This is a genomic window from Streptomyces sp. NBC_01410, assembly GCF_045040195.1.
Classification (GTDB): domain Bacteria; phylum Actinomycetota; class Actinomycetes; order Streptomycetales; family Streptomycetaceae; genus Streptomyces.
On record NZ_CP109530.1, the window covers coordinates 2702228 to 2723853 of the forward strand.

General features: G+C 70.4%; 16 protein-coding genes. 12 read left to right on the forward strand and 4 right to left on the reverse strand.

The window, feature by feature from the left end; translation table 11 throughout:
- Positions 1 to 68: 68 nt before the first annotated feature.
- Positions 69 to 764, forward strand: coding sequence for a TetR/AcrR family transcriptional regulator (locus tag OG741_RS12390; protein WP_405596987.1), 696 nt, complete (start codon positions 69 to 71; stop codon positions 762 to 764).
- Between the two features lie 30 nt (positions 765 to 794).
- On the opposite strand, the gene OG741_RS12395 is transcribed toward OG741_RS12390, so the two are convergent.
- A complete protein-coding gene (locus tag OG741_RS12395; RefSeq protein WP_405596990.1) occupies positions 795 to 1340 on the reverse strand; it encodes a hypothetical protein in 546 nt (181 codons plus the stop codon).
- A 146-nt stretch (positions 1341 to 1486) separates the two neighbouring features.
- Entirely contained in the window at positions 1487 to 2038 is a 552-nt protein-coding gene (locus tag OG741_RS12400) for an RICIN domain-containing protein (RefSeq protein WP_324979356.1), read from the reverse strand.
- Between the two features lie 232 nt (positions 2039 to 2270).
- Here OG741_RS12400 and OG741_RS12405 point away from each other — a divergent pair, with 232 nt between their 5' ends.
- The gene (locus OG741_RS12405; RefSeq protein ID WP_405596992.1) at positions 2271 to 3329 is read left to right on the forward strand and encodes a VWA domain-containing protein; all 1059 of its coding nucleotides are present in this window, start codon (positions 2271 to 2273) and stop codon (positions 3327 to 3329) included.
- Positions 3330 to 3519: 190 nt separating this feature from the next.
- Here OG741_RS12405 and OG741_RS12410 read toward each other — a convergent pair whose 3' ends face one another.
- Both OG741_RS12410 and OG741_RS12415 read right to left on the reverse strand, forming a co-directional pair.
- Positions 3520 to 8661, reverse strand: a complete 5142-nt coding sequence (locus OG741_RS12410) for a type I polyketide synthase (RefSeq protein ID WP_405596993.1) — start codon at positions 8659 to 8661, stop codon at positions 3520 to 3522.
- 111 nt (positions 8662 to 8772) lie between these two features.
- The gene (locus OG741_RS12415; RefSeq protein WP_405596996.1) at positions 8773 to 10083 is read right to left on the reverse strand and encodes a phenylacetate--CoA ligase family protein; all 1311 of its coding nucleotides are present in this window, start codon (positions 10081 to 10083) and stop codon (positions 8773 to 8775) included.
- A 285-nt stretch (positions 10084 to 10368) separates the two neighbouring features.
- Between OG741_RS12415 and OG741_RS12420 the strand changes: the two genes are divergently transcribed.
- Genes OG741_RS12420 through OG741_RS12465 form a run of 10 tightly spaced genes read left to right on the forward strand, consistent with a single transcriptional unit; the run spans position 10369 to position 21625 of the window.
- Positions 10369 to 11406, forward strand: coding sequence for a ketoacyl-ACP synthase III family protein (locus OG741_RS12420; protein WP_405596999.1), 1038 nt, complete (start codon positions 10369 to 10371; stop codon positions 11404 to 11406).
- Between the two features lie 10 nt (positions 11407 to 11416).
- The gene (locus OG741_RS12425) at positions 11417 to 13054 is read left to right on the forward strand and encodes a (2,3-dihydroxybenzoyl)adenylate synthase (protein ID WP_405597001.1); all 1638 of its coding nucleotides are present in this window, start codon (positions 11417 to 11419) and stop codon (positions 13052 to 13054) included.
- A 1-nt stretch (position 13055) separates the two neighbouring features.
- Entirely contained in the window at positions 13056 to 13325 is a 270-nt protein-coding gene (locus OG741_RS12430) for a phosphopantetheine-binding protein (RefSeq protein ID WP_405597003.1), read from the forward strand.
- Entirely contained in the window at positions 13325 to 14809 is a 1485-nt protein-coding gene (locus OG741_RS12435; RefSeq protein WP_405597006.1) for an amidohydrolase family protein, read from the forward strand. Before OG741_RS12430 ends, OG741_RS12435 begins: the two co-directional genes overlap by 1 nt.
- The gene (locus OG741_RS12440; RefSeq protein WP_266476892.1) at positions 14806 to 15582 is read left to right on the forward strand and encodes a 2,3-dihydro-2,3-dihydroxybenzoate dehydrogenase; all 777 of its coding nucleotides are present in this window, start codon (positions 14806 to 14808) and stop codon (positions 15580 to 15582) included. The genes OG741_RS12435 and OG741_RS12440 overlap by 4 nt, the downstream gene beginning before the upstream one ends.
- 27 nt (positions 15583 to 15609) lie before the next feature.
- The gene (locus OG741_RS12445) at positions 15610 to 16278 is read left to right on the forward strand and encodes an isochorismatase family protein (RefSeq protein ID WP_405597011.1); all 669 of its coding nucleotides are present in this window, start codon (positions 15610 to 15612) and stop codon (positions 16276 to 16278) included.
- Positions 16275 to 18155: an anthranilate synthase family protein gene (locus OG741_RS12450; RefSeq protein ID WP_405597014.1), complete on the forward strand. Its 1881-nt coding sequence runs from the start codon at positions 16275 to 16277 to the stop codon at positions 18153 to 18155. Before OG741_RS12445 ends, OG741_RS12450 begins: the two co-directional genes overlap by 4 nt.
- A gap of 5 nt (positions 18156 to 18160) precedes the next feature.
- Complete coding sequence (locus tag OG741_RS12455) at positions 18161 to 19504, forward strand: 3-deoxy-7-phosphoheptulonate synthase class II (RefSeq protein WP_405605534.1); 1344 nt, start codon at positions 18161 to 18163, stop codon at positions 19502 to 19504.
- Positions 19501 to 20259, forward strand: coding sequence for a 4'-phosphopantetheinyl transferase family protein (locus OG741_RS12460; protein WP_405597017.1), 759 nt, complete (start codon positions 19501 to 19503; stop codon positions 20257 to 20259). Before OG741_RS12455 ends, OG741_RS12460 begins: the two co-directional genes overlap by 4 nt.
- 49 nt (positions 20260 to 20308) lie before the next feature.
- Positions 20309 to 21625, forward strand: coding sequence for an acyltransferase domain-containing protein (locus OG741_RS12465; protein WP_405597019.1), 1317 nt, complete (start codon positions 20309 to 20311; stop codon positions 21623 to 21625).
- The last annotated feature ends 1 nt before the right edge of the window (position 21626 follow it).

Genomic DNA, 21626 nt, shown 5'->3' on the forward strand with positions numbered 1-21626 from the left:
TATGCCCTGCGGGTCGCCGGGCGTCAAGTCGCTTCGGTCACACCCCCTCCAGCGTTAGGTTTTTAGTCATGTCTGGGTCAGCGCCCCGCCGCCGTTCACGTGCCTCGGCAGGCCTGCCGCCCATCACGGCGGACAAAATCATCGATGCCGCGGTCGAGTTGACCGCCGAGCACGGACTCGACGGCTGGTCGATCCGGCAGATCGCCACCAAGCTGGACGTATGGCCAGGTGTGGTCGCGCATCACGTCGGCGACCGCGAGGCGGTGGTCATGGCGGTCACCGACCGGGTGATCGCACGCATTCCGGTGCCCGACGCGGACGCAGGGTGGCGCGACTGGTTCAGCGCACTGATGCTCGAAGGGCGCGCCGTCCTGCGCCAGTACCCGGGCGTGGCTCGCCGCCTGGTCCTGGTCGGCCCGAACGTGCCGGCCGCTCTGCCGACGATCGACGTCGGCATCAAGGTGCTGCTGGGGGCGGGGTTCGGCAAGCACGCGACCGAGATCTACCGCTACCTGCTCAACAGCGCGTTCATGCTGGTGGCGGTGGAGGACGACCGCGACAACTACTTCCCGGCGGCACGCGCGGAAATGGGCCGCGCCATGGCCGCGTTCGCGGAGGACGAGACGCGCCCCGGCCTGGCGGCGGCTGGCGCGCAGGCGGTCGCGAGCGACGACCCGGCGGATTTGGCGGCGCAGGACCTGGCGTTCTTCAAACTGACGGTGGAACGATCCCTGGACGGCGCGGAGGCACTGCTGAAGGCCTGACGCGGCGGCGTGGGCGCCGCCCGCCCGGACTTAGTCATGCGTCCCAAGATCCCGCCGCATGGCGTCTCTCAAGCCAATCCACTTGTCCCAGAGGGCTAGCAAGTCGGTGCGTATCTCATCGAATGATCCCCCTTCGTCGGCGTCCCCGCGTTCCAGTCGCTTGATCCTTTGGAAGGTGCGGGAGAGGCCGGAGAATACGATCTCCATTTCGTCTAGAACCGCGCGGGATGCGACTAATTGCCCTTCCGCCAAGGCGGCCGCATAGGCCCGGCGGGCGGCATGGAATTCACTGCGATCCTCTTCTAGTAAGCGCCTCTCGTGGAGAGCATGAAGATAGTTCATCTGCGCTATCCGATACCAGCGCGCTGCCGCGTTGACAGTTACGTAGCACGCCCGCTTCGAGGCCAACAGTTGGCGGTGGTCATCATGATCTCTAGACTCCGTGGCCTGCCATAACTGCTGATTGGCAAGTTCCCGTTGCATGCGAGCAGTTACCCGCACGCCGACGATCGGCGAAAGCAAGGTTCCGAGAATCCCAAAGACCGCCACGATGAGCGGACTGATCAGACTTTCCATGCGGCCCCCACTTCGAACTACGCGATACCGCCTCGCAAATCTTGGTTCGTAGCAGCACGACACAGCGCGCGTTCATCCGCAACCGCCACCTAGCCACCCTGGGATACTCGCCAGGGTGACTGTGCAGCCGGCCCGCCTCTCCGAAATCAGGAGCCGTCCTCCGGTATTACGAAGGGCATGGCCAGTAGCCACTGCTGGTTCTCCCCGTCGTGCGGCTCCCAGAACACGGGCATCGTCCTTGCCTCAGCTTCGTGAGGGCTGTCCAACGCATGGCCTGTTCCTGCATTGATGATGCGATGCGCCCGAAGTCCAGGCGCGGGGAAGACATGCCACCGTTGCCAAGCCGCACCGTTCTCAATGCGTCCTCGCATCCGGGGATGATGGCCGGCCGCTGACGCCTGACCATCAAGCAGCAGGTTGTTGCTTGCGGAGATGATGTGCACTTCCCGCCCGTGGCCGGATGCCTCCAGGTACCACAACTGGTGGGGTTGACCGTGTGGCCCCCAAAGGTGCGGATGGCTGCCGTCATTGCTGTGAAGGGCAGTGTCGAGCGCCAATCCGCAGCTCACTGAAATGAACAGGAAGGGACCGCTCGGTTGACGCCCACGACGCTTGAAAAACGCACCCACATCGTTCGTCCCGATCTTCAGGAACGGAAGGCCTATCTCGGCACTGACCTGACGGTCTCTCGGAGGCATGCCCGCCATCCTAGGATGGCGGGGTACTTCGAAGTGTGGTGTTTGAGAGGCTCCCGGACGGTGCGTCAGGCCAAGTGCCAGATGTGTCCAGCCCCAGGCACGTACCCCTGTTCCACATCACCCGCTGCCTCCCGCCGTGGGGAGGCGGGTGATCGTCCGTCAAGCTCCGTTGTCAGTGCCTCCCCATAGTGTGGAGACATCACTTGGGGAGCCTCGGAGAAGGAGTAGCAACGTGTCCGCCAACAAGATCCAGCACAAGGTGAATCACGTCGCGCTGGTAGTGGACTGTTCGGGTTCCATGCATCAGCACCAGAGTCAACTCGTCCGAGTCGTAGACGAGTTCGTGGCGGGCTTGAAGGCCGAGTCGGACAGCCTCGGTCATGAGACCCGGATCAGCCTCTACTCCTTCGACCATAGGGTGGAGAACCTGGTCTGGGACATGGACGTGAAGCATCTGCCGTCCATGCGGGGTCTGTACAAGGTCAACAATGGCGCTACGGCCCTCATCGAAGCCTCTCTGAAGTCCCTGGACGACCTGGGCCACATCTGGGAGGCGTACGGCGAGCACAGCTTCCTCCAGATCGTGGTGACGGACGGCGAGGAGAACGCCTCCGGCGGCGACAGACGGCACGACGGCGACATGGCCATCCTCGGCCCTTGGCTCGACAAGATCACGGCGAAGATGGGTGCGCTTCCGGGCCACTGGACTTCCGCGATCCTCGTTCCGAACTCCCTGGCGAAGCGAACCGCCCAGAACTACGGCTTCCCGGCGGGAAACATCGCCATCTGGGATGCGGATTCCCAGGAGGGTGTCGAGGAGGCGATTGGTACCGTGCGCGCTGCCGCCACCAGCTTCCTCCGTGGCCGCGAGCAGGGCGTGCGCGGGACGAAGAACCTGTTCGCGGTCGGCCAGGACATATCGGTCGACGACGTGCGGGCGAACCTCGAACCGGTCCCGGCCGACAAGTATCGACTCCTGAAGGTCGACACGGAGGTCGAGATTCGATCCTTCGTTGATTCGCATCCGGGCGTGACGTACGAACGCGGGTCGTGCTACTACCAGTTGGGCAGCCGGGTTCAGGTTCAGCCCGACAAGGAAGTCATCGTGGTCGAGAAGGACACCGACCGCGCATACACGGGCGACGCGGCACGCAGTCTTCTGTTCGGCACGGGTATCCAGGGCACCGTCTCCGTGAAGGCGGGGCGTAATCCCAAGTTGGAGGTATACGTGCAGAGTCGTTCGGTGAACAGAAAGCTCAAGCCGAAGACGCGTCTGCTCATCATGCTCTGAAATTCACGAGAAGGGAGTGGAGCAGGTGGTGTGCCCGTTACGCTGACCCGCGCATCGGGCCGGCTCCTCGCCTCCCCGCAATTGCACGATCCCGGCAGCCCGCCGGCAAGGCTCCGCCCCGAACCCGCGCCGGGCTCCCCCGGACGTCGTCCGGGAGATCCACGAGGCGGGATTCGGGGCGGAGCCCCCGTCAGGCGGAGGTCCGGTTCGAGGCGTCCGCGCCCTCCCCCAGCACGCCCGCCAGGAAGCCCGCGATCTCGCTCACCGTCGGGTAGTTCCACAGCAGCGTCGCCGGCAGAGCCACGCCCAGGTCCCGTTCCAGCGCGACCCGTACCGCCGTCGCCAGCAGTGAGTCGACTCCCGCCTCGGTGAGCGGGCGGTGGACGCCGACCGCCGCCGGCTGGACGCCGAGGACGACGGCGACGCGCTGGCGTACGTCGTCGAGCAGATACGCGGCCAGTTCGTCACCGGTGAGGCCGACCCAGTCGGGTACCTCGGCCGGCTGGGAGGTGTCACTCTGGGCCAGTTCCGCCAGCAGGGCGGGCCGCGGGCCGGTGTGGCCGCGCAGCAGGCTCAGGACGGTGACCAGGCCGCTCGGCGCGCGGCCGACGGTCTGGTCGAAGGCGCGCAGTGCCTGGTCGGGGGCGATGTCCGCGGTGCCACGGGCGGCCAGTTCGGCGTCGGTGGCCGAGGCCGCCGTCGCCATGCCCATGCCGCGCCAGCTGGTCCAGGCGATGCTCACCGTCTCCTCGTGACCGGCGGCCCGCCGGTGGTCGGCCAGTGCGTCGAGGAAGGCGTTGGCCGCCGCGTACGCGCCCTGGCCGGGCAGTCCGAGCAGGGGGCCGCACGAGGAGAACAGGACGAAGAAGTCCGTCGACCCGGGCGGGAACAGCTCGTGGAGCACCATCGCGCCGTCCACCTTGGGCCGCATTACGTCCCGCAGGTGCCCGGCGTCCAGCCGGTGCAGGAGCGCGCTGTGCACGGTGCCCGCCGCGTGGACCACACCCCGGATCGGGGGCAGTTGGAGCGCGTCGAGCGCCGCCCGGGTGGCGCCGAGGTCGGTGATGTCGGCGGCCACGGTGGTGACGGTGACCCCGGCGGCCTCCAGTCGGCGCAGCGCGGCGACCCGGGGGTCGTCGTCGGACCACTGTGCCCGCGGCGGCACCGCGGTGCGGCCGAGGAGCACGACCCGGCGGGCGCCGCGCCGGGCGAGGTGCTCGGCGAGCACCAGGCCGAGCACTCCGAGACCACCGGTGATGAGATAAGTGCCGTCGGCCCGGCAGGTGAACGGCTCGCCGTCCTCGGCGAGTTCGGCCGGTACGAGCCGGGGCACCCGCACCTCGCCGTCGGTGACGGCGAGCACCGGCTCGGCCGGGCGCAGGTGCAGCAGGCTCAGCAGCAGCCCGGCGGGCAGTTCCTCCAGCGGCCCGGCCGGCAGGTCGACCACGCCGCCCCAGAATTCGGGGTGTTCGCTCGCGGCGACCCGGCCCATGCCCCACAGCGGGGCGTGGTTGAGCTCGTCGGCCGATGCTGCCTCCCGTACGCCTGTGGTCAGGCACCACAGCGTGGGCTTGCGGCCGGGCAGCGCGGCGATCGCGCCGACGAGTTCGGTGAAGGCCACGGCGACGTCGGCGGCGGGTATCGCGTGCGGCGCGAACAGCACATGGTCCGCGCCGTCCAGGTCCGCCCGGTCGACGCTGACCGTCGCACCGTGCTCGGCGCAGGCGGGAACGAGCGCGCGGGCCAGGCCGTCGGGGCCGAGCACCAGCACGGTGCGGTCCGGCAGGGCGGTGTGTGCGCCGGTGTCCACGGGGAAGGGCTGCCAGTCCAGTTCGAAGCGCCCGCTGGTGCTCTGCTCCTCCCCGGACAGGTCGCCTTCGAGCTCGCTGTAGCGCAGCCCGCGCAGGGTGAGTACGGACTCGGCGCCGTCCGCCTCGCCGCGGATGTCGACGTGCACGGTCGTGGGGTGCTCCTCGTCGAGGCTGACCGAGATCGTCGCCGTCCGGGGCGGCTGCCCGGTCCGGGTCACCTGGTCCACGTACGAAGGCATCCGCAGCACGCCCGGGCCGGAGAAGATGACCGAGGCCATGGAGAGGGCGGCGTCCAGGACGGCGGCCCAGCTGCGGTCCAGTTCGGCACTCGCGGTGGCGGTCAAGGTGCCCTCGCCGCGGCGCAGTTCCTCGATCCGCCACGGGTAACCCATGTCGGCCACGCCCAGTTCGGCGAGCCGCTCGATGACATGGCCGGGGTCGAGGGTCTCGGTGGCCTCTCCGATGCGTACGGGCTCGGGGGCCGCTCCCCCGCCGACGGTGGCGAGGGTGTGGGTGGACCAGGCCGAGTCGGGTGCGCCGAGCCGGCGGGAGACCAGGCTCAGAGCGGTGTCGTCGCGGACGATCTGCAGTTCCCGCGTCTCCTGCTCCGGCACCACGACCGGCTGACGCAGCCGCAGATCAGTGAGTACGTCGGTGCGGCCCGCGGTGAGGAAGGTGTTGACCAGTACGGCGGCCGGGACGATCTCCGTGTTCAGTACGGGGTGGCGGCGCGGGTAGGGCCGGGTGCGCAGGTCGAGTGTGGTCTGCCAGACCCGCAGCCGGGAGCCGTGGACCCCGGTCTCGGTGCCGAGCAGTGTGTCGACCGGCGACTCGCCGCGGTCGCGTGCGTCGACCCAGTGCCGGGCGTGCTGCCAGGCGGTGGTGGGCAGGTCGGTGCGGTTGCCTGCGGGCTGCAGGACCGACCAGTCGACCGGGACGCCCTGGCAGTGCAGTGCGGCGAGCGAGGTGAGCAGGGTGGTCCGCTCCGGGCGGTGGCGGCGAAGGCTGGGTGTGACCAGGGTGTCCCCGGCGCCCGAGACGGTCTCGTTGATCGAGTGGCCGACGACGGGGTGCGCGGAGATCTCCAGGAACAGCCGGTGGCCGTCCTCGAACGCGGCCTCGACCGCCTGCTGGAAGCGCACCGGATTACGCAGGTTGAGCGCCCAGTAGGAGGCGTCCTGGCGTCGCGTCGACCTGGGGTCGTCGAGCGCGGTGAGGTAGAGCGGCACTTGCGCGGGCCCTGCCTGGAGATCGGCGACGGCGGCGGCGAGGTCGGCGCTGATCGCGTCCATGTGCGCGCTGTGGAAGGCGACGTCGGAGTCGACCCTGCGTACCGTCCAGCCCAGTTCGGCCCACTGCTCGGCGGCTTCGTCGACGGCCGGGATGTCTCCGGCGACGACGGTGGACGAGGGGGCGGCGGCGATGGCGGCGCAGAGGGTGTCGGTGGCGCCGATGGCGTCCTGCACCTCGTCGAAGGGCCGGTCGACCATGATCATCGCGCCCCGGCCGGCCACCTTGCGCAGCAGTCCCGAGCGGCGGCAGACCAGCCGCGCGCCGTCCTCCTCGGACAGCACTCCGGCGACGACCGCCGCGGCGATCTCGCCGACGGAGTGCCCGATCACCGCGCCGGGCGTGACGCCGTAGCGGCGCCAGACCTCGGCGAGGCCTATCTGCATGGCGAACAGCATCGACTGGATGATGTCGACCGAGCCGAGTTCACCGCTGCTGAGTATCTCGCGCGGGGTGACGCCCAGTTCCTCGGCGTAGATGGGTCCGAGCCGGTCGACGGCCGCGGCGAACACCGGCTCCTGGGCGAGCAGGTCCTGGCCCATGCCCGACCACTGTGCGCCGTGTCCGGAGAACACCCAGACCGGCGAGCGCGGCGGTCCGGACGTCTCGCCGGTCACGACCGTGGGAAGGGCTTCGCCCTCGGCCAACGCGCCGACACCGTCGGCGAGTTCGGCCCGGTCAGCCGCGATCACGACGGCGCGGGCGGACAGGTGCGCCCTGCGGTGCGCGAGGGTGTGCCCGACATCGGGGAGCGCGTGCGCGTGCAGCGCCTCGGCCAGCCGGGCGGCCTGGGCGGCGAGCCCGGGGGCTGTCGCCGACGACAGCGGGTAGACGGTGAGCCCGGCGGATTCCGCCGACTCCGCCTGCTCGGCCTCCTCGGGCTCAGCGGTGAGAGGTGCCTCAGCGGCGACCGGGGCCTGCTCAAGGACCGCGTGCGCGATGGTGCCGCCGTATCCGTAGCTGGCGACTCCCGCGAGCCGCGGCCGGCCGGAGTCGGGCCACGGCGTGGCCTCACCGACCAGGCTGAGCCCGGAATCCGCCCACGGGATGTCCTTGCGCGGACCGTCCACGGTCAGGGTCGGCGGGATGATCCCGTGCTGCATGGCGAGCGCGGTCTTGATCAGCCCGGCGATGCCGGCCGCCGCCTCGCAGTGCCCGATGTTGGTCTTCACCGAGCCGATGAGGCAGGGACGTTGTCCCTCGGCGCGGGCGCCGACGACTTCGGCGAGCGCGGCGGCCTCGATCGGATCGCCGACCTTGGTGCCGGTGCCGTGCGCCTCGACGTAGTCGACCTCGGACGGCGCGACGCCCGCCGACTCGTACGCCTTGCGCAGCAGATGCGCCTGCGCGGAGGAGCTGGGCGCCATGATGCCGTCGGTGCGGCCGTCCTGGTGCACGGCGCTGCCGCGGACCAGGGCGATGATCCGGTCGCCGTCGCGCCGGGCGTCGGCGAGCCGCTTGAGTACGACGATGCCGCAGCCCTCGCCGCGGCCGTAGCCGTTGGCGGCCTCGTCGAAGGCCTTGGAGCGGCCGTCGGGCGAGATGGCGCCGGCGATGTCGAGCACGGTGGTCAGGCCCGGGCCGGCCATCAGCATGATGCCGCCCGCGAGCGCGACCGGTACCTCACCGCGCTGGAGGCTGGCGCAAGCCTGGTGCAGTGCGACCAGCGAGGACGAGCAGGCGGTGTCCACTGCGACGCTCGGACCGCGCAGATCGAGGGTGTACGAGATCCGGTTGGGCACACCGCACAGCGAGGAGCCGATTCCGGTCCAGGCCTCGACTCCGGGCAGGTCTTCCAGGAGCCGGCGGCCGTAGTCGTCGGTGCCGACGCCGACGAACACACCGGTGTCGCTGCCCGCGAGGGTGGAGGCGGGGATGCCCGCGTGCTCCAGCGCCTCCCAGGCCACCTCCAGCGCCATCCGCTGCTGCGGGTCGAGCTGGCGGGCCTCGGTGGCCGAGATGCCGAAGAAGGAGGCGTCGAATCCGCTGATGTCGCCCAGGAAGGCGCCGTTGGAGGTCACCCGCGACAGGACGGCGGCGTTCTCGCGCGACTGGGCGCGCTGCGGCGCCCACCGGTCCTCGGGAATCGGGCCGGACGCGTCGACCGCGCCCATCAGCAACTCCCACAGCTCCTGTGGCGAGTTGGCGCCGCCGGGGAAACGGCAGCCGATGCCGACGATGGCGATCCGGTCTTCGGAGGTCGGCGGCAGGGGGGACAACTCACTCACCATGGGGGTCACCGCTTACGGGTCGGGCGTCGTCCACAGCGGACGGCGACGGGACAAGAAGAAGTCGGCCGGAATCGGCGGAACTCGCTCGCAGGGCGGGCAGCGGGAGGCGGCTCATGCGTACATGACCGCCTTGTCCCAGTCCTCGCCCTCGCCGAACAGATAGCGGGCCTTGAGGATGTCGCGCTGCGCCGTGAGCGCTTCGCGGGGAACGAGCGTGCCCAGCGGCAGCCCGGTGATGCGGTGCGGTACGCCGAGCTCGCGGTCGATCAGTCCGGCCAGCTCCTTGACCGCCTGGTCGCGGCTCTCGTCGGGTGCCTCGAACTCCAGGCGCAGTACGTCCGGATGGGCCATGGCCCGCCAGAACATCACCTCGTAGCTGCCGGGGAGGCTGAACACCAGCTCCTCGAGCCGCTGTTGGGTGACCGTCGCCGCGCCGACCGGATAGCCGGTCCCTGACCGCCCGAGCACGCGGACCGTCGGAAGCAGCCAGCCGCAGGAGCACCCGTCGTCGGACACCTCGACGTCGTCGGCGAGGTTGTAGCGCAGCAGCGGCATGGCCTCGCGGTAGAGCGGGGTCACGACCAGCTGGCCGCGGCCGGACTGCGACAGTTCACCGGTCTCGGGGTCGAAGACCTCGAAGATCGCGCGGTCCGCCCACAGGTGCAGGGCGCCGTTCGGGCACTGGCCGGCGATGGTGCCGGTCTCGGTCGAGCCGTACTCCTCGACGATCGGGATGCCGCCCCAGATCTCGCTGAGCCGGCGCCGTCGCACCTCGGTCAGCGGTTCCGCCGCGGTGAACATGGCCCGCAGTGCGGGGAAGTCCTGGTCCGGGCGCAGCCCGGCGGCCTTGGCCGCGGCGGCGAGCATCATGATCTCGGTCGGGTTGCACCAGGTCAGCGAGACGTCCAGGGCCCGCATGACGCGGATCATCCGGGGCAGCGGGGTGGCGAGCGAACGGGCGTCGCCCGGCACGATCGTGGCGCCGCGCAGCCGTCCGGCGGCCTGTGCCAGATGCGCGGTGATCACCAGGCCGTAGGGGGTGCGCACCAGGAAGGTGTCCGAGGGGGTGATGCCGACCCACTTGCGTGCGTAGCGTTCGGCGAGGTCGGCCCAGTCGTCGTCGGTGTAGTACGAGGCGGTGGGATCCCCGGCCGTGCCGCTCGACTCGTGGTAGGTGGCCAGCTTCTGGCGGTCCACCGCCAGCATTCCGAAGGGGTACTGGTCGCGCAGATCCTGCTTGGTGGTCAGCTCGATGCCGGCGAAGTCCTCCGCGTCGCGCGGCACAGCGCGGCCGTCATAGCGGGCGGCGTAGAACGGCGAGCGCATCGCCTGGGCGATCACCCGCGGCAGCTCCGCCCGCTGCAGCTGCGTGAGTTCGGCGGGACTTGACCAGTCGCCCAGTTCCGGACGCGACCACGACATCGGATCTCCTCGTCTGTGCCGGGGGCCGCGAGCGGACGGCACGCGGCGGATACCCGCCCAGCACACACCGCGGTCCGGGCCCGGGCCCGAGTAGTCGCTACTCAAATCAGCCAACGGCGGCACAGGCCGGCAGGGGCCGGATCACCTGCGTAGGGGACCCTTAGTCGGCTCCCGTCTTAGACAGTGTCTAAGACGGGACCTTGAGTAGCGCCTACTCATGAGGCCCGTCAGCCCCCGTGTTGTGCTTGCCGCGAAACGCATCCACCCCACGAAGGAGTCGGCGCGATGAGGACCGAGAACCTGTATCTCGCCGGGATCGGCAGCCATCTGCCGCCCCTGTACCCGGCCGAGCGCGCGGTCGAGGAAGGCCTGTACGACGAGGAGAGCCGGCAGGCCTCCGGCATGCGTTCCGCGGCCGTCAGCGAGTCGACACCCGCGCCCGACATGGCGATCGACGCGGCCAGGGCCGCACTGTCCGCATCCGGCCACGGGCCCGACGACATCGGCATCCTGCTGCACAGCTACACCCACCACCAGGGTCCCGACGGCTGGTCGGCGGTGCACTACATCCTCAACAACACCGTCGACCGCCCGGTGCCCGCCGTGGAGATCAAGCAGGGCTGCCTCGGCATGCTCGCCTCCGTCGAGGTGGCGGCCAACCGGCTGATCGCCAACCCCACCCACGACGCCGCGCTGATCACCACGGGCGACAACTACTCAACTCCGGGTGTGGAGCGCTGGCGTGCCTCCGGTCTCTTCGTGCTCGCCGACGCCGGCTCCGCCGTGGTGCTCTCGCGGCGCGGCGGCTTCGCCGAGCTTCTCGCGGTCGGTTCGCTGTCCGACTCCTCGATGGAGATCCTCCACCGGGCGGGCGAGGAGCTCTTCCCGCCGGGTGTCACCCGGGGCCGCGGCCTGAACTTCGGCGAGCGGGCCCAGAAGGTCCGTGAGCAGTGGGCGGCCGGCCAGGCCCCGCCCATCAAGAACTTCGGCGACAAGGTCGCCGAGATCGCCGAGCGCACGCTCAAGGAGGCGGACCTGACCCTCGATCAGGTCGCCAGGGTCTGCCACGTCGGCTTCGGCCGGCCCGCGCTGGAAGCCATGTTCCTGCTGCCGCTCGACGTCGACGAGGACAAGGCCCTGTGGGAGTACGTCAACACCATCGGGCACACGGGCGCGGCCGACCTGTTCCTGGGTCTTGAGCACGTCTGGCGCACCGGCCAGGTGGGACCCGGCGACCACGTCCTGCTGATCGGCGCGAGCACCGGCATGGAGGCGGGCGCCGCCGTCGTACGTATCACCGAATCCGCACCCGACGCCGAGTAGGAGTTCGAAGATGCTTGCCGGATGCACTCCTTGGCCGTCCGATGTCGCGCAGCGCTACCGCGAGCAGGGCATCTGGCGCGGTGAGACGCTCGGCGCTCTGCTGCGCGGCGCCGCGGGCCGGTACGGCTCCGCCACCGCGCTGGTGCACGGCGGCCGGCGGATCAGTTACGTCGAACTCGACCAGTGGGCCGACCGGCTGGCCGCCGGGTTCGCCGCGCACGGGGTGCGCGAGAACGACCGGCTCGTGGTGCAGCTGCCCAACGTCCCGGAGTTCGTGGCGATCGCCTTCGCCCTGATGCGTATCGGCGCGAAGCTGGTCTTCTCGCTGCCCGCGCACCGCTCGACTGAGATCTCCCACCTGGTGGAGCTCAGCGGGGCCACGGGTTACGTACTGCCCGAGACGCACCGCGGGTTCGACCACCGCGAGATGGCGCTGGAGATCCAGGCCGAAGCCCCCGAGCTGCGCACGCTGTTCGTGCTCGGCGAGAAGAGCGAGGGCTTCGTCTCGGTGTCCGAGCTGGAGCTCGCCTCCACCGAGCCCGAGTCCAACTCCGAGTCCGGGCCGCTGCCCGAGCCCGACGCGGCCGATGTGGCGTTCTTCCTGCTCTCCGGCGGGACCACCGCGCTGCCCAAGCTGATCCCGCGCACCCACGACGACTACGTCTACCAGTCCCGGCGCGCGGCCCAGGTGTGCGAGCTGACCAGCGATGACACCTATCTCGCCGTGCTGCCGGTCGAGTTCAACTTCGCCTACGGCTGCCCCGGAGTGATCGGCACCTTCCACACCGGCGGAACCGTCGTGCTGGCCGACACCCCCAACCCCCTGGACTGCTTCCCGCTGATCGAGCAGCACAGCGTCACCGTCACCTCGATGGTGCCCTCGATCATGCAGCTGTGGCTGGAGGCCGCCGAGTGGAGCGAGGACGATCTGAGCAGCCTGCGGCTGGTGCAGGTCGGCGGGGCGCGGATGACGCGCGAGTTCACCGAGCGCATCGCGCCGACGCTGGGCTGCTCGCTCCAGCAGGTGTTCGGCATGGCCGAGGGTCTGCTGACCTTCAGCAGGCCGGACGACCCGGCCGAGTCGGTGCTCACCACCCAGGGCAAGCCGATCTCGGACGCCGACGAGCTCCGCATCGTCGACGAGGACGGCAACGTACTGCCCGCCGGCTCCGTCGGTGAGCTGATCACCCGCGGCCCGTACACCCTGCGGGGCTACTACGGGGTGCCCGAGTACAACACGCGCGCCTTCACCGAGGACGGCTTCTACCGCACCGGTGACCTCGCCCGGCTCACCGAGGACGGTGACCTGGTGATCGAGGGCCGCATCAAGGACATGATCATCCGCGGTGGCGACAAGATCTCCGCGGGCGAGGTCGAGGACCATCTGCTCGCGCTGCCGTCGGTCGCCCAGGCCGCCGTGATCGGCGTGCCCGACGAGTTCCTCGGCGAGCGGATCTGCGCGTATCTCGTCCCGGACGGCGATCAGTTGGCGCCGGCCGAGCTCAAGAAGGCCATTCACTCCCGGGGCGTCGCGGACTACAAGCTGCCCGACGTGGTGCGTTACGTGCTCGAGCTCCCCCTGACGCCGCTGGGCAAAGTCGACAAGAAGGCGCTGGCCGTCTTGGCCGCGTCCGAGCAGGAAGGCTGACGTGGACATCACTCCGACCCCTACTGAGCTCGATCTGCGCGCAACGGTCGCGCCGCTGCTGGGCCTTGAGCCCGAGGCGATCGAGCCGGACGCCAACCTGGTGGTTCTCGGCCTGAGTTCGCTGGAGATCATGCGGCTGGTCAGCCGCTGGCGCAAGAACAAGATCCCGGTCCAGTTCGACGAGCTGGTCGCCGCTCCCACGCTGAACGGCTGGCTCGCGCACTTCGCCTCCCTCGCAGCGCCCGTGTCGACCGAGCCCGGGGTGGCCTGATGAGCGTCCAGTTGATCACCGGCGGCACCGTCTACACGGCGGACGCCGAGGAGAGTGTGCACGCCCGCGGCGCGGTGCTGATCGTGGACGGCACGATCGCCGCTGTCGGCAGCGCGGCCGAGGTCGAGGAGGCGGCCGCCGCCCTCGACCCGGCGCAGAAGGCCGCGATGAAGAGGACCGACGCGGGCCGCATGATGGTGCTGCCGGGCTTCGTCAACGCGCACTGGCACGAGATGTTCGCCATGCGCTTCCCGATGCGCGGCGCCCTGCGGCCGGTCTCCGACCGTGAGGACCAGGTCGCGTTCATGGGCGGCGGCGGCAACATGCACGAGATCTCCGCCACCTTCGACCGCTTCGACGACCTCATCGACGGCATGACGCCGGACGAGGCACAGGCCATCGCCGAGTACTCGATGTGGACGCAGCTGCGCGGCGGGGTGACCACGCTGGGCGACATGGGCTCGCTCAACCGCCCGCACTCGATGGTCGCCGCGGCACAGCGCCTGGGCATCCGGTTCTCGGCGAGCACCTGGGCGAGCGACGCGATCTGCCCGCCCGACCAGGACACGTATCTGCGCACCAGGGACGCCGACGGCGTTCTCGCGAACTTCGAGTCGCTGCTGCAACTCGTCGGCAAGGACACCTCGGGCCGCATCAGGTGCCGTCCGAGCATCGCCTACGTCACGAACATGACCGACGAGCTGGCGCGCGGCATGGCCGACCTGGTCGCCGCGCACGACCTCGGGTTCGCGACGCACGTCGGCGCGCTGCGCAACGAGGTCGAGCTGATGCGCACCTACTACGGCGAGACGGGTGTGCGCCGGCTTGCCGAACTCGGTCTCGTGGACGAGCGGTTGATGGCAGGGCACTGTGCGTTCCTCGACGAGCAGGAGCAGAAGCTCCTGCTGGAGGCCCGCGCCCACATCAGCCACTCCCCCGGCAAGTACGGGCCGTCCGGCGAGTCGTCGCTGACCGAGACCGGCGCCGTCCCGGCGCTGCGCAGGGCGGGCCTGGACGTGTCGCTGTCGACGGACGGATCGTCGATGCCGAACGCGGGGATCGCCGAGACGATGCGCGCGGCCTGGCAGATGTACAACGAGATGAGCGCCGACCAGACCGAGGTGCTGCCCAGCGACGCGCTGGCGATGGGCACCCGGATCGCGGCGAAGGGGCTGCGCTGGGACGACGCGGTGGGCAGCCTGGAGGTCGGCAAGCAGGCCGACCTGGTGCTCGTACGGGCCGACGACTGGCGCTATCTGCTCAACCCCCGGCCGCTGGAGAGCTTCCTGTGGCTGGCCGGTTCTGCCGATGTGGACACCGTGATCGTCGGCGGCCGCACGCTGCTGTCCGGCGGCAAGGGCGTCGAGGTCGACGAGGCGGGCCTTCAGGAGCGCTATCTCGAGGCGCTCGGCGCGTTCACGACACGCACGCTGCGGGTGCCCTCAGAGGTGGTCGGGCGCATACTCGGCCAGGTGCGACGGTGACCGGCGGCCTGTCCGGCGTCGCCGTCGTCACCGGGGCGGCCGGCGGGATCGGCGCCGAGATCGCCAGGTCTCTGGTCGCCGCCGAGACACCGGTCGCGCTGCTCGACCGCGACGTACTGGCGCTGTGGGAGCTGGCGGCCGAGCTGGACTCGACCGGCGTACGCGTCCTCGCGGTGGCCACCGACGTCACCGACAGCGGCGACGTGGACAGCGCGGTGGCCAAGGTCGAGGTCGAACTCGGCCCGATCGAGTACCTCGTCAACGCCGCCGGGGTGCTGCGCAGCGGGCAGGCCGCCCAGCTGACCGACGAGGAGTGGGACACGACCTTCGCCGTCAACGCGGGCGGGGTCTTCCACATGAGCCGCGCGGTGGCCCGCGTCATGGTGCCGCGCGGCAGCGGCTCGATCGTCACGGTCGCGTCCAATGCCGCTGCCACCCCGCGGATGTCGATGTCCGCGTACGCCGCGTCCAAGGCCGCGTCGGCGATGTTCACCAAGTGCCTCGGCCTGGAACTGGCCGCGCACGGCATCCGCTGCAACGTGGTCGCCCCGGGCTCGACCAGGACCCCGATGCTGACCGCGCTTCAGGGCGACGCCGCCGAGCGCGCCTCGATCGAGGGTGTGCCCGACGCCTACCGGGTCGGCATCCCCCTGCGGCGTATCGCCGAGCCGTCCCACATCGCCGACGCCGTGCTCTTCCTGCTCTCGGAGCGGGCCTCCCACATCACCATGCACGACCTGACCGTGGACGGCGGCGCCGCGCTCGGAGCCTGACCGACCGATGAGAAGAGGACACGACCAGTGGCGATTGCGCCGATCGACTCCTATCCGATGCCGCGGCCCGTCGACCTACCGGCCAACACCGCAACATGGACCGTCGACACCCGCAGGGCCGTGCTGCTCGTGCACGACATGCAGCACTACTTCCTCGCCCCGTTCGCCGGCGGCAGGCAGCCGCTGACCGATCTGATCGCCCACACCAGCGCTCTGCGCGACAGCTGCGAGGAGCACGGCGTCCCGGTCGTCTACACCGCCCAGCCGGGCGGAATGACACCCGAAGAGCGCGGTCTGCTCCAGGACTTCTGGGGACCGGGCATGTCGGCCGCGCCCGAGGACAGAGGCATTCCCGACGCGGTCGCGCCCGGTGAGCGGGACACCGTACTCACCAAGTGGCGGGCCAGTGCCTTCCACAACACCGGGCTGCTCGACCTGATGAACGCGCAGGGCCGCGACCAGCTGATCATCTGCGGGATCTACGCGCATGTCGGCATCCTGCTCACCGCCTGCGACGCCTTCGCCCACAACATCCAGCCCTTCGTGGTGGCCGACGCGATCGCCGACTTCACGCCCGAGTTCCACCGGATGGCGCTGCAGTACACGGCGACCCGGTGCGCCATGACCCTTCCGACCGCGACGGTGCTCCAGGCGCTCGCGACGGTGACCACCGCGTCCGTAGGAGACTCACGATGACCCGCCTCGACGAACTGGCCGGGGGCGGAAGGCCGTTCGCGGTGCTGCACCGGCCCGAGAGCGGCCGGGAGCAGATGGTCGACCTGCTGCTCGGCGAGTTCACCGAGGTCGCGGGGACCGCCGAGCTGCCGGTCCCCGACCTCGGTGAGCCCGACACGCACGAGACGCTCGTCCTGCTGCCGTACCGGGTGATCGGCGAGCGCGGTTACGACCACCACGACGACGGCGAGCCGGTGCTGGCGATGCCGGTCGACGAGCAGTCGCTGCTGCCCGTGGACGAGGTGCTCGACCTGGTGCTGCGCTGGCCGATCGAGATGGGCGAGGGCACCTTCGACCTGGACGACGAGGAGTACGGCGATCTGGTGCGCCGGGTGCTCGCCGAGGAGATCGGCCACGGCGCGGGCGCCAACTTCGTGCTCAAGCGCACCTTCGTCACCGAGATACCCCACTGGTCTGTGCGTACCGCGCTGGCGTTCTGGGGCCGGCTGCTGCGCGCGGAGCCCGGTGCGTACTGGACGTTCCTGATCCACACCGGCGAGCGCACCTTCATCGGGGCCAGCCCGGAGCGCCATGTCAGCCTCGACGGCGGCGTCGCCGTGATGAACCCGATCAGCGGCACCTACCGCTACCCGGCGGGCGGCCCGGCCCCGGACGGCGTGCTGGACTTCCTCGCCGACAGCAAGGAGACCAACGAGCTGTACATGGTGCTCGACGAGGAACTGAAGATGATGAGCCGGGTCTGCGACGACGTGCGCGTGGTCGGGCCGCAGCTCAAGGAGATGGCGCACCTCGCCCACACCGAGTACCGCATCGTCGGGCACAGCAGTCGTGACGTACGGGAGATCCTGCACGAGACCCTGCTCGCGCCCACAGTGACCGGCAGCCCGGTGCAGAGCGCCTGCGAGGTGATCGCCAAGTTCGAACCGGCCGGGCGTGGTTACTACTCCGGGGTCGCCGCACTCATCGGCCGGGACGCCTCGAACCGGCGGCGCATGGACTCCGCGATCATGATCAGGACGGCGGACGTCGACCTGAAGGGCCGGATGCGGATCGGCGTCGGCGCGACGCTGGTGCGCGACTCCGACCCCGCGAAGGAGGCCGCGGAGACCGCGGCGAAGGCGGCCGGGCTGCTCGACGCCCTGGGCCGCGTAGCCGAACACGCCCGCCCCGCGGGCCTCGACTCACACCCGCGGATCAGAGCCGCACTCACCGACCGCAACAGAGCACTCTCGGACTTCTGGCTCGCCCCCGCCGTGCCCCGGCTCGCCACCCGCGGCAAGCTGCTGATCATCGACGCCGAGGACAACTTCACCGCGATGGGCGCGCTGCAGCTGCGGGCGCTCGGCTTCGAGGTGACGGTGCGCCGCTTCGACGAGCCCTACCGGCTGACCGGCTACGACCTCGTCGTACTCGGCCCGGGTCCCGGTGATCCGCGCGACGAGAACCACCCCAAGATCGTGTATCTGCGGGCGGTGACCCGCAGCCTGCTCAACCTTCGCGTGCCGTTCGTATCGGTGTGCCTGAGCCACCAGATCCTCAGCGGACTGCTCGGCCTGTCCCTGCACAAGCTGGACTTCCCGAACCAGGGCGTGCGGCGCACGATCGATCTCTTCGGCAGCCCGGAACCGGTCTACTTCTACAACGCGTTCACCGCACGCTCCGGCAGCGAACTGCTGGAGAGCCCCCTGTGCCGGGACTTCGTGGAGGTCTCGCGCGATCCGGTCACGGGCGAGGTGCACGGCCTGCGCGGTCCCGGCTTCACCTCCGTGCAGTTCCACCCCGAGTCGGTGATGACCCGTCACGGATCAGCAATTCTCGACAGCCTGGTCACCGGTGCTCTCGCGCCGGTGCCTCACAGAGTGGAGCTCACGGCGTGACCCCCATGGTCGACGTCCCTTCCGTACGCGCCGGGCAGACCTGGCGGTCGCTGCCGGCCAAGCAGCAGCCCCAGTGGCCGGACCCCGGCGCGCTCGACGCCGCGGTCGACACCCTCACCGGCAGCCTTCCCCTGGTCGTTCCGCGCGAGTGCGACCTCCTCAAGAAGCGGCTCGCCGCCGTCGCCCAGGGCGAGGCCTTCCTCGTCCAGGGCGGCGACTGCGCCGAATCCCTCGACGCGGTCAACGCCACGTCGATCAGCCGCAGCGCGAGCACCCTGCAGCAACTGGCCACGGTCTTCGGATACATGATGTCCCTGCCGGTGGTCACGGTGGGGCGCATGGCCGGGCAGTACGCCAAGCCGCGCTCGGCGACGACCGAGACCCGCGACGGCATCGAGCTGCCCGCGTACCGGGGCGACGCCGTGAACGGGTTCGCCTTCACCACCGCGGCCCGTACCCCCGACCCGCATCGCATGGTGCGCGTCTACAACGCGTCCGCCGCAACCCTGAATCTGGTGCGAGCCTTCGGCACGGGCGAGTCGGCCAGTGCCGGCCAAGCCCTGGAGAACATCAAGAAGTTCGCCGTGGACTCGCCGGACCGGTCCCGCCACGAGAGGCTCATCGCCGAGATCGAGGAGGCCGGAGGCTTCACCGGAACCGACGGCTGGCACACGCCCGGCGAGCTGTTCATGTCGCACGAAGGACTGCTCCTCGACTACGAAGCGGCACTGACCCGGACCGATTCCGACACCGGGAAGCCCTACGCCACCTCCGGGCATCTGCTGTGGATCGGCGAGCGCACCCGGCAGCTCGACGGCGCGCACGTGGAGTACTTCTCCGGCATCAGCAACCCGATCGCCGTCAAGATCGGACCGACCGTCGACCAGGACGAACTGTTGCGTCTGGTCGACCGGCTCGACCCGAGGCGCGAGCCGGGCAGGCTCACCCTCGTCGTCCGAATGGGCGCCGGAAAGGTACGCGCCGTACTGCCCGGCCTGGTCGAGCGGGTCACGGCCGAGGGTCTGCCCGTCGCGTGGGTGTCCGATCCCATGCACGGCAACACGATCAGCGCGCCGTGCGGGCGCAAGACCCGCAGGTTCGACGACATCCTCGACGAACTGTCCGGGTTCTTCGAGGTGGTCGGCTCACTCGGCGCGCATCCCGGCGGCGTACACCTGGAGCTGACCGGTGACGATGTGGCCGAATGCGTCGGCGGCGGCGCGGGGCTCGGATTCGACGATCTGCCCGCGGGCTACCGCTCGGTCTGCGACCCCCGGCTGAACCGGGAGCAGTCGCTCGACCTCGCGTTCCGGCTCGCCGACCTCGTCCGTGCCCGGGCGTTCGGGTGACCGGTGGCGCCGATGTCAGCACCGTGGCGGAGCAGGTGGCCGCCGCGGGGCTGACGCATATCTGGCTGCTGCCCGAGGATGCCGTGGACTCCTTCGCCGCGGGTCTCGGCGGCACCCGGCTCCTCACCGAGGACGAACGGGCCCGCATGGACCGGCTGTTGACGGCTCCGCTGCGACGGCGCTTCCTCGCCCGGCGGCTGCTGTGCCGGTACGCGCTCAGCGACGGCACCGGCCGCCCGCTCGACCACTGGCGCTTCCGGGCCGGCCCGCACGGGCGGCCCGAGGCCGAACCGGACGACGACGGCATGCGGTTCAGCCTCTCCCACACCGAGGGGCTCATCGTCTGCGCCGTCACCCAGGGGCGGGTCTGCGGAGCAGATGTGGAGCGGCTGCCCGCCACCAGTGAAACCACCGACTATGTGAGCCGCTACTTCGCCGCCGACGAGCGCGCGGAGCTGGCCGCCCTCACCCCCGCCGGGCGGATCGCCCGCGGCAGCGAGCTGTGGGTGCTCAAAGAGGCGTACCTCAAAGCTCTCGGCACCGGTCTGCACCGGAGTCTCGACGGATTCTCCTTCGCCGCGCAGCCGGCGGGCAGAGCGGGACGCATCACCGTCAACGACCCCGAGCAGCGAGAGAGACCCGGCGACGGCTGGTCGTTCGAGCTGCTCCGTCCCGGCCCCGAGCACATCCTCGCCATCGCCGTCGAGGGAACGCACTCCGGTGCGCTGCAACGGACCGACTTATCCGGCATATAGCGCGCTGGCAGCGCAGAGATTGGACCTTCCCATGAACCGAGAACTGCACATGAGTGTTGCCCTCTTCCCCGGGCAGGGCGCCTACCGGCCGGGGACCCTCGCGGGACTCTGGGAGCGCGGCGACGACACCGTACGCGACACCTACGAAGAGGTCGACGCGGTCGCCAAGGAAAAACTCGGCCGCAATGTGTCCTCGACCGTCTTCCGGCCGTCGCCGCCGAGCCCGGCCACCCTGCTGGCATCCGCCCCGGACACCCTGCAGCTGGCCGTCTTCACCACCTCCGTGGCCACCCACCGCCTGCTCGCCGAGCGCGGGGCGCAGGCCTCGGTGCACCTCGGACACAGCCTGGGCGAGCTGGCCGCCCTGACCTGCGCGGGCGCGTACGACCTGGCGGACGCGGCGGCCGTGCTCTGCGAGCGGATCTCCGTACTGCGCGAGTACGACACCAGCGGCGGCGCGATGCTCGCGCTCGGCTGCGGTCGTGAGCGGGCCGAGCGCGTGGTGGCGCTCATCGACCACCCCGACCTGGTCCTCGCCGTCGACAACAGCGCCGGCCAGGCCGTCGTCTCCGGCCCCGCGGACGCCATCGCCACCGCTGCGGGGATCGCCGCGCAGCTCGGCATCACATCCACCCAGCTGCGCTCCCCGCACCCCTTCCACAACCCGCTGCTCGCCGAGGCACGGCGTCAGCTCGCCGCCCGTATCGCACCGCTGCGGACCCGGCCGCTCACCGTCCCGGTGTACTCGCCGATCCTGGGCCGCTTCTACCGCGACGGGGACGACCTCGCCGAGCTGCTGGCCCTGCACCTGGTGACGCCCGTCGACTTCCGTACGTCGGTGACCGCACTGCATGCCGCCGGTGCACGGGAGTTCGTGGAGATCGGCGCGGGGCGGGTGCTGACCGCGCTGGTCACGGAGGCGCTGCCCGGGGTGCACGCGGTGGCACCGCTGGCGGGCCGCGACGACGAGGCGGGACTTGCGCAGGCGGCGGAGGCGCTGCGGGACCCGCTGGGCGGGGACGCGGTTCCTGCGGCGGCGGTTCAGGCTGCGGTTCCTGTCGCGGTTCCTGCTGCGGTTCCTGCTGTGGCTCCGGCGCAGAGCGCTCCGGTTCAGATGGACCGGGATGAACTGACCGCCCAGGTACGGGCGTTGTACGCCGAGGCCATGGAGTACCCCGACGAGGTCTTCACCGACGACGTGCTGCTTGAGGCGGACCTCGGGATCGACTCGGTCAAGCAGACCGAGCTGCTGAGCAGGCTCGGCGACCGCTTCGGGCTCGGCGTCCCTCCGTCCGGGCTGCGGGTGGCCGACTACGACACCTTCGGCAAGGTCGTCGACTTCGTCGCCGCCGGGATCGCCCCGTGAG

What these genes read in the sequence shown, in the direction of transcription:
- OG741_RS12390 (WP_405596987.1), top strand. Translation starts at nt 69, where the DNA reads ATGTCTGGGTCAGCGCCCCGCCGCCGTTCACGTGCCTCGGCAGGCCTG.
- OG741_RS12395 (WP_405596990.1), bottom strand. Translation starts at nt 1,340, where the DNA reads ATGGAAAGTCTGATCAGTCCGCTCATCGTGGCGGTCTTTGGGATTCTC.
- OG741_RS12400 (WP_324979356.1), bottom strand. Translation starts at nt 2,038, where the DNA reads ATGCCTCCGAGAGACCGTCAGGTCAGTGCCGAGATAGGCCTTCCGTTC.
- OG741_RS12410 (WP_405596993.1), bottom strand. Translation starts at nt 8,661, where the DNA reads ATGGTGAGTGAGTTGTCCCCCCTGCCGCCGACCTCCGAAGACCGGATC.
- OG741_RS12415 (WP_405596996.1), bottom strand. Translation starts at nt 10,083, where the DNA reads ATGTCGTGGTCGCGTCCGGAACTGGGCGACTGGTCAAGTCCCGCCGAA.
- OG741_RS12420 (WP_405596999.1), top strand. Translation starts at nt 10,369, where the DNA reads ATGAGGACCGAGAACCTGTATCTCGCCGGGATCGGCAGCCATCTGCCG.
- OG741_RS12425 (WP_405597001.1), top strand. Translation starts at nt 11,417, where the DNA reads ATGCTTGCCGGATGCACTCCTTGGCCGTCCGATGTCGCGCAGCGCTAC.
- OG741_RS12435 (WP_405597006.1), top strand. Translation starts at nt 13,325, where the DNA reads ATGAGCGTCCAGTTGATCACCGGCGGCACCGTCTACACGGCGGACGCC.
- OG741_RS12450 (WP_405597014.1), top strand. Translation starts at nt 16,275, where the DNA reads ATGACCCGCCTCGACGAACTGGCCGGGGGCGGAAGGCCGTTCGCGGTG.
- OG741_RS12455 (WP_405605534.1), top strand. Translation starts at nt 18,161, where the DNA reads ATGGTCGACGTCCCTTCCGTACGCGCCGGGCAGACCTGGCGGTCGCTG.
- OG741_RS12465 (WP_405597019.1), top strand. Translation starts at nt 20,309, where the DNA reads ATGAGTGTTGCCCTCTTCCCCGGGCAGGGCGCCTACCGGCCGGGGACC.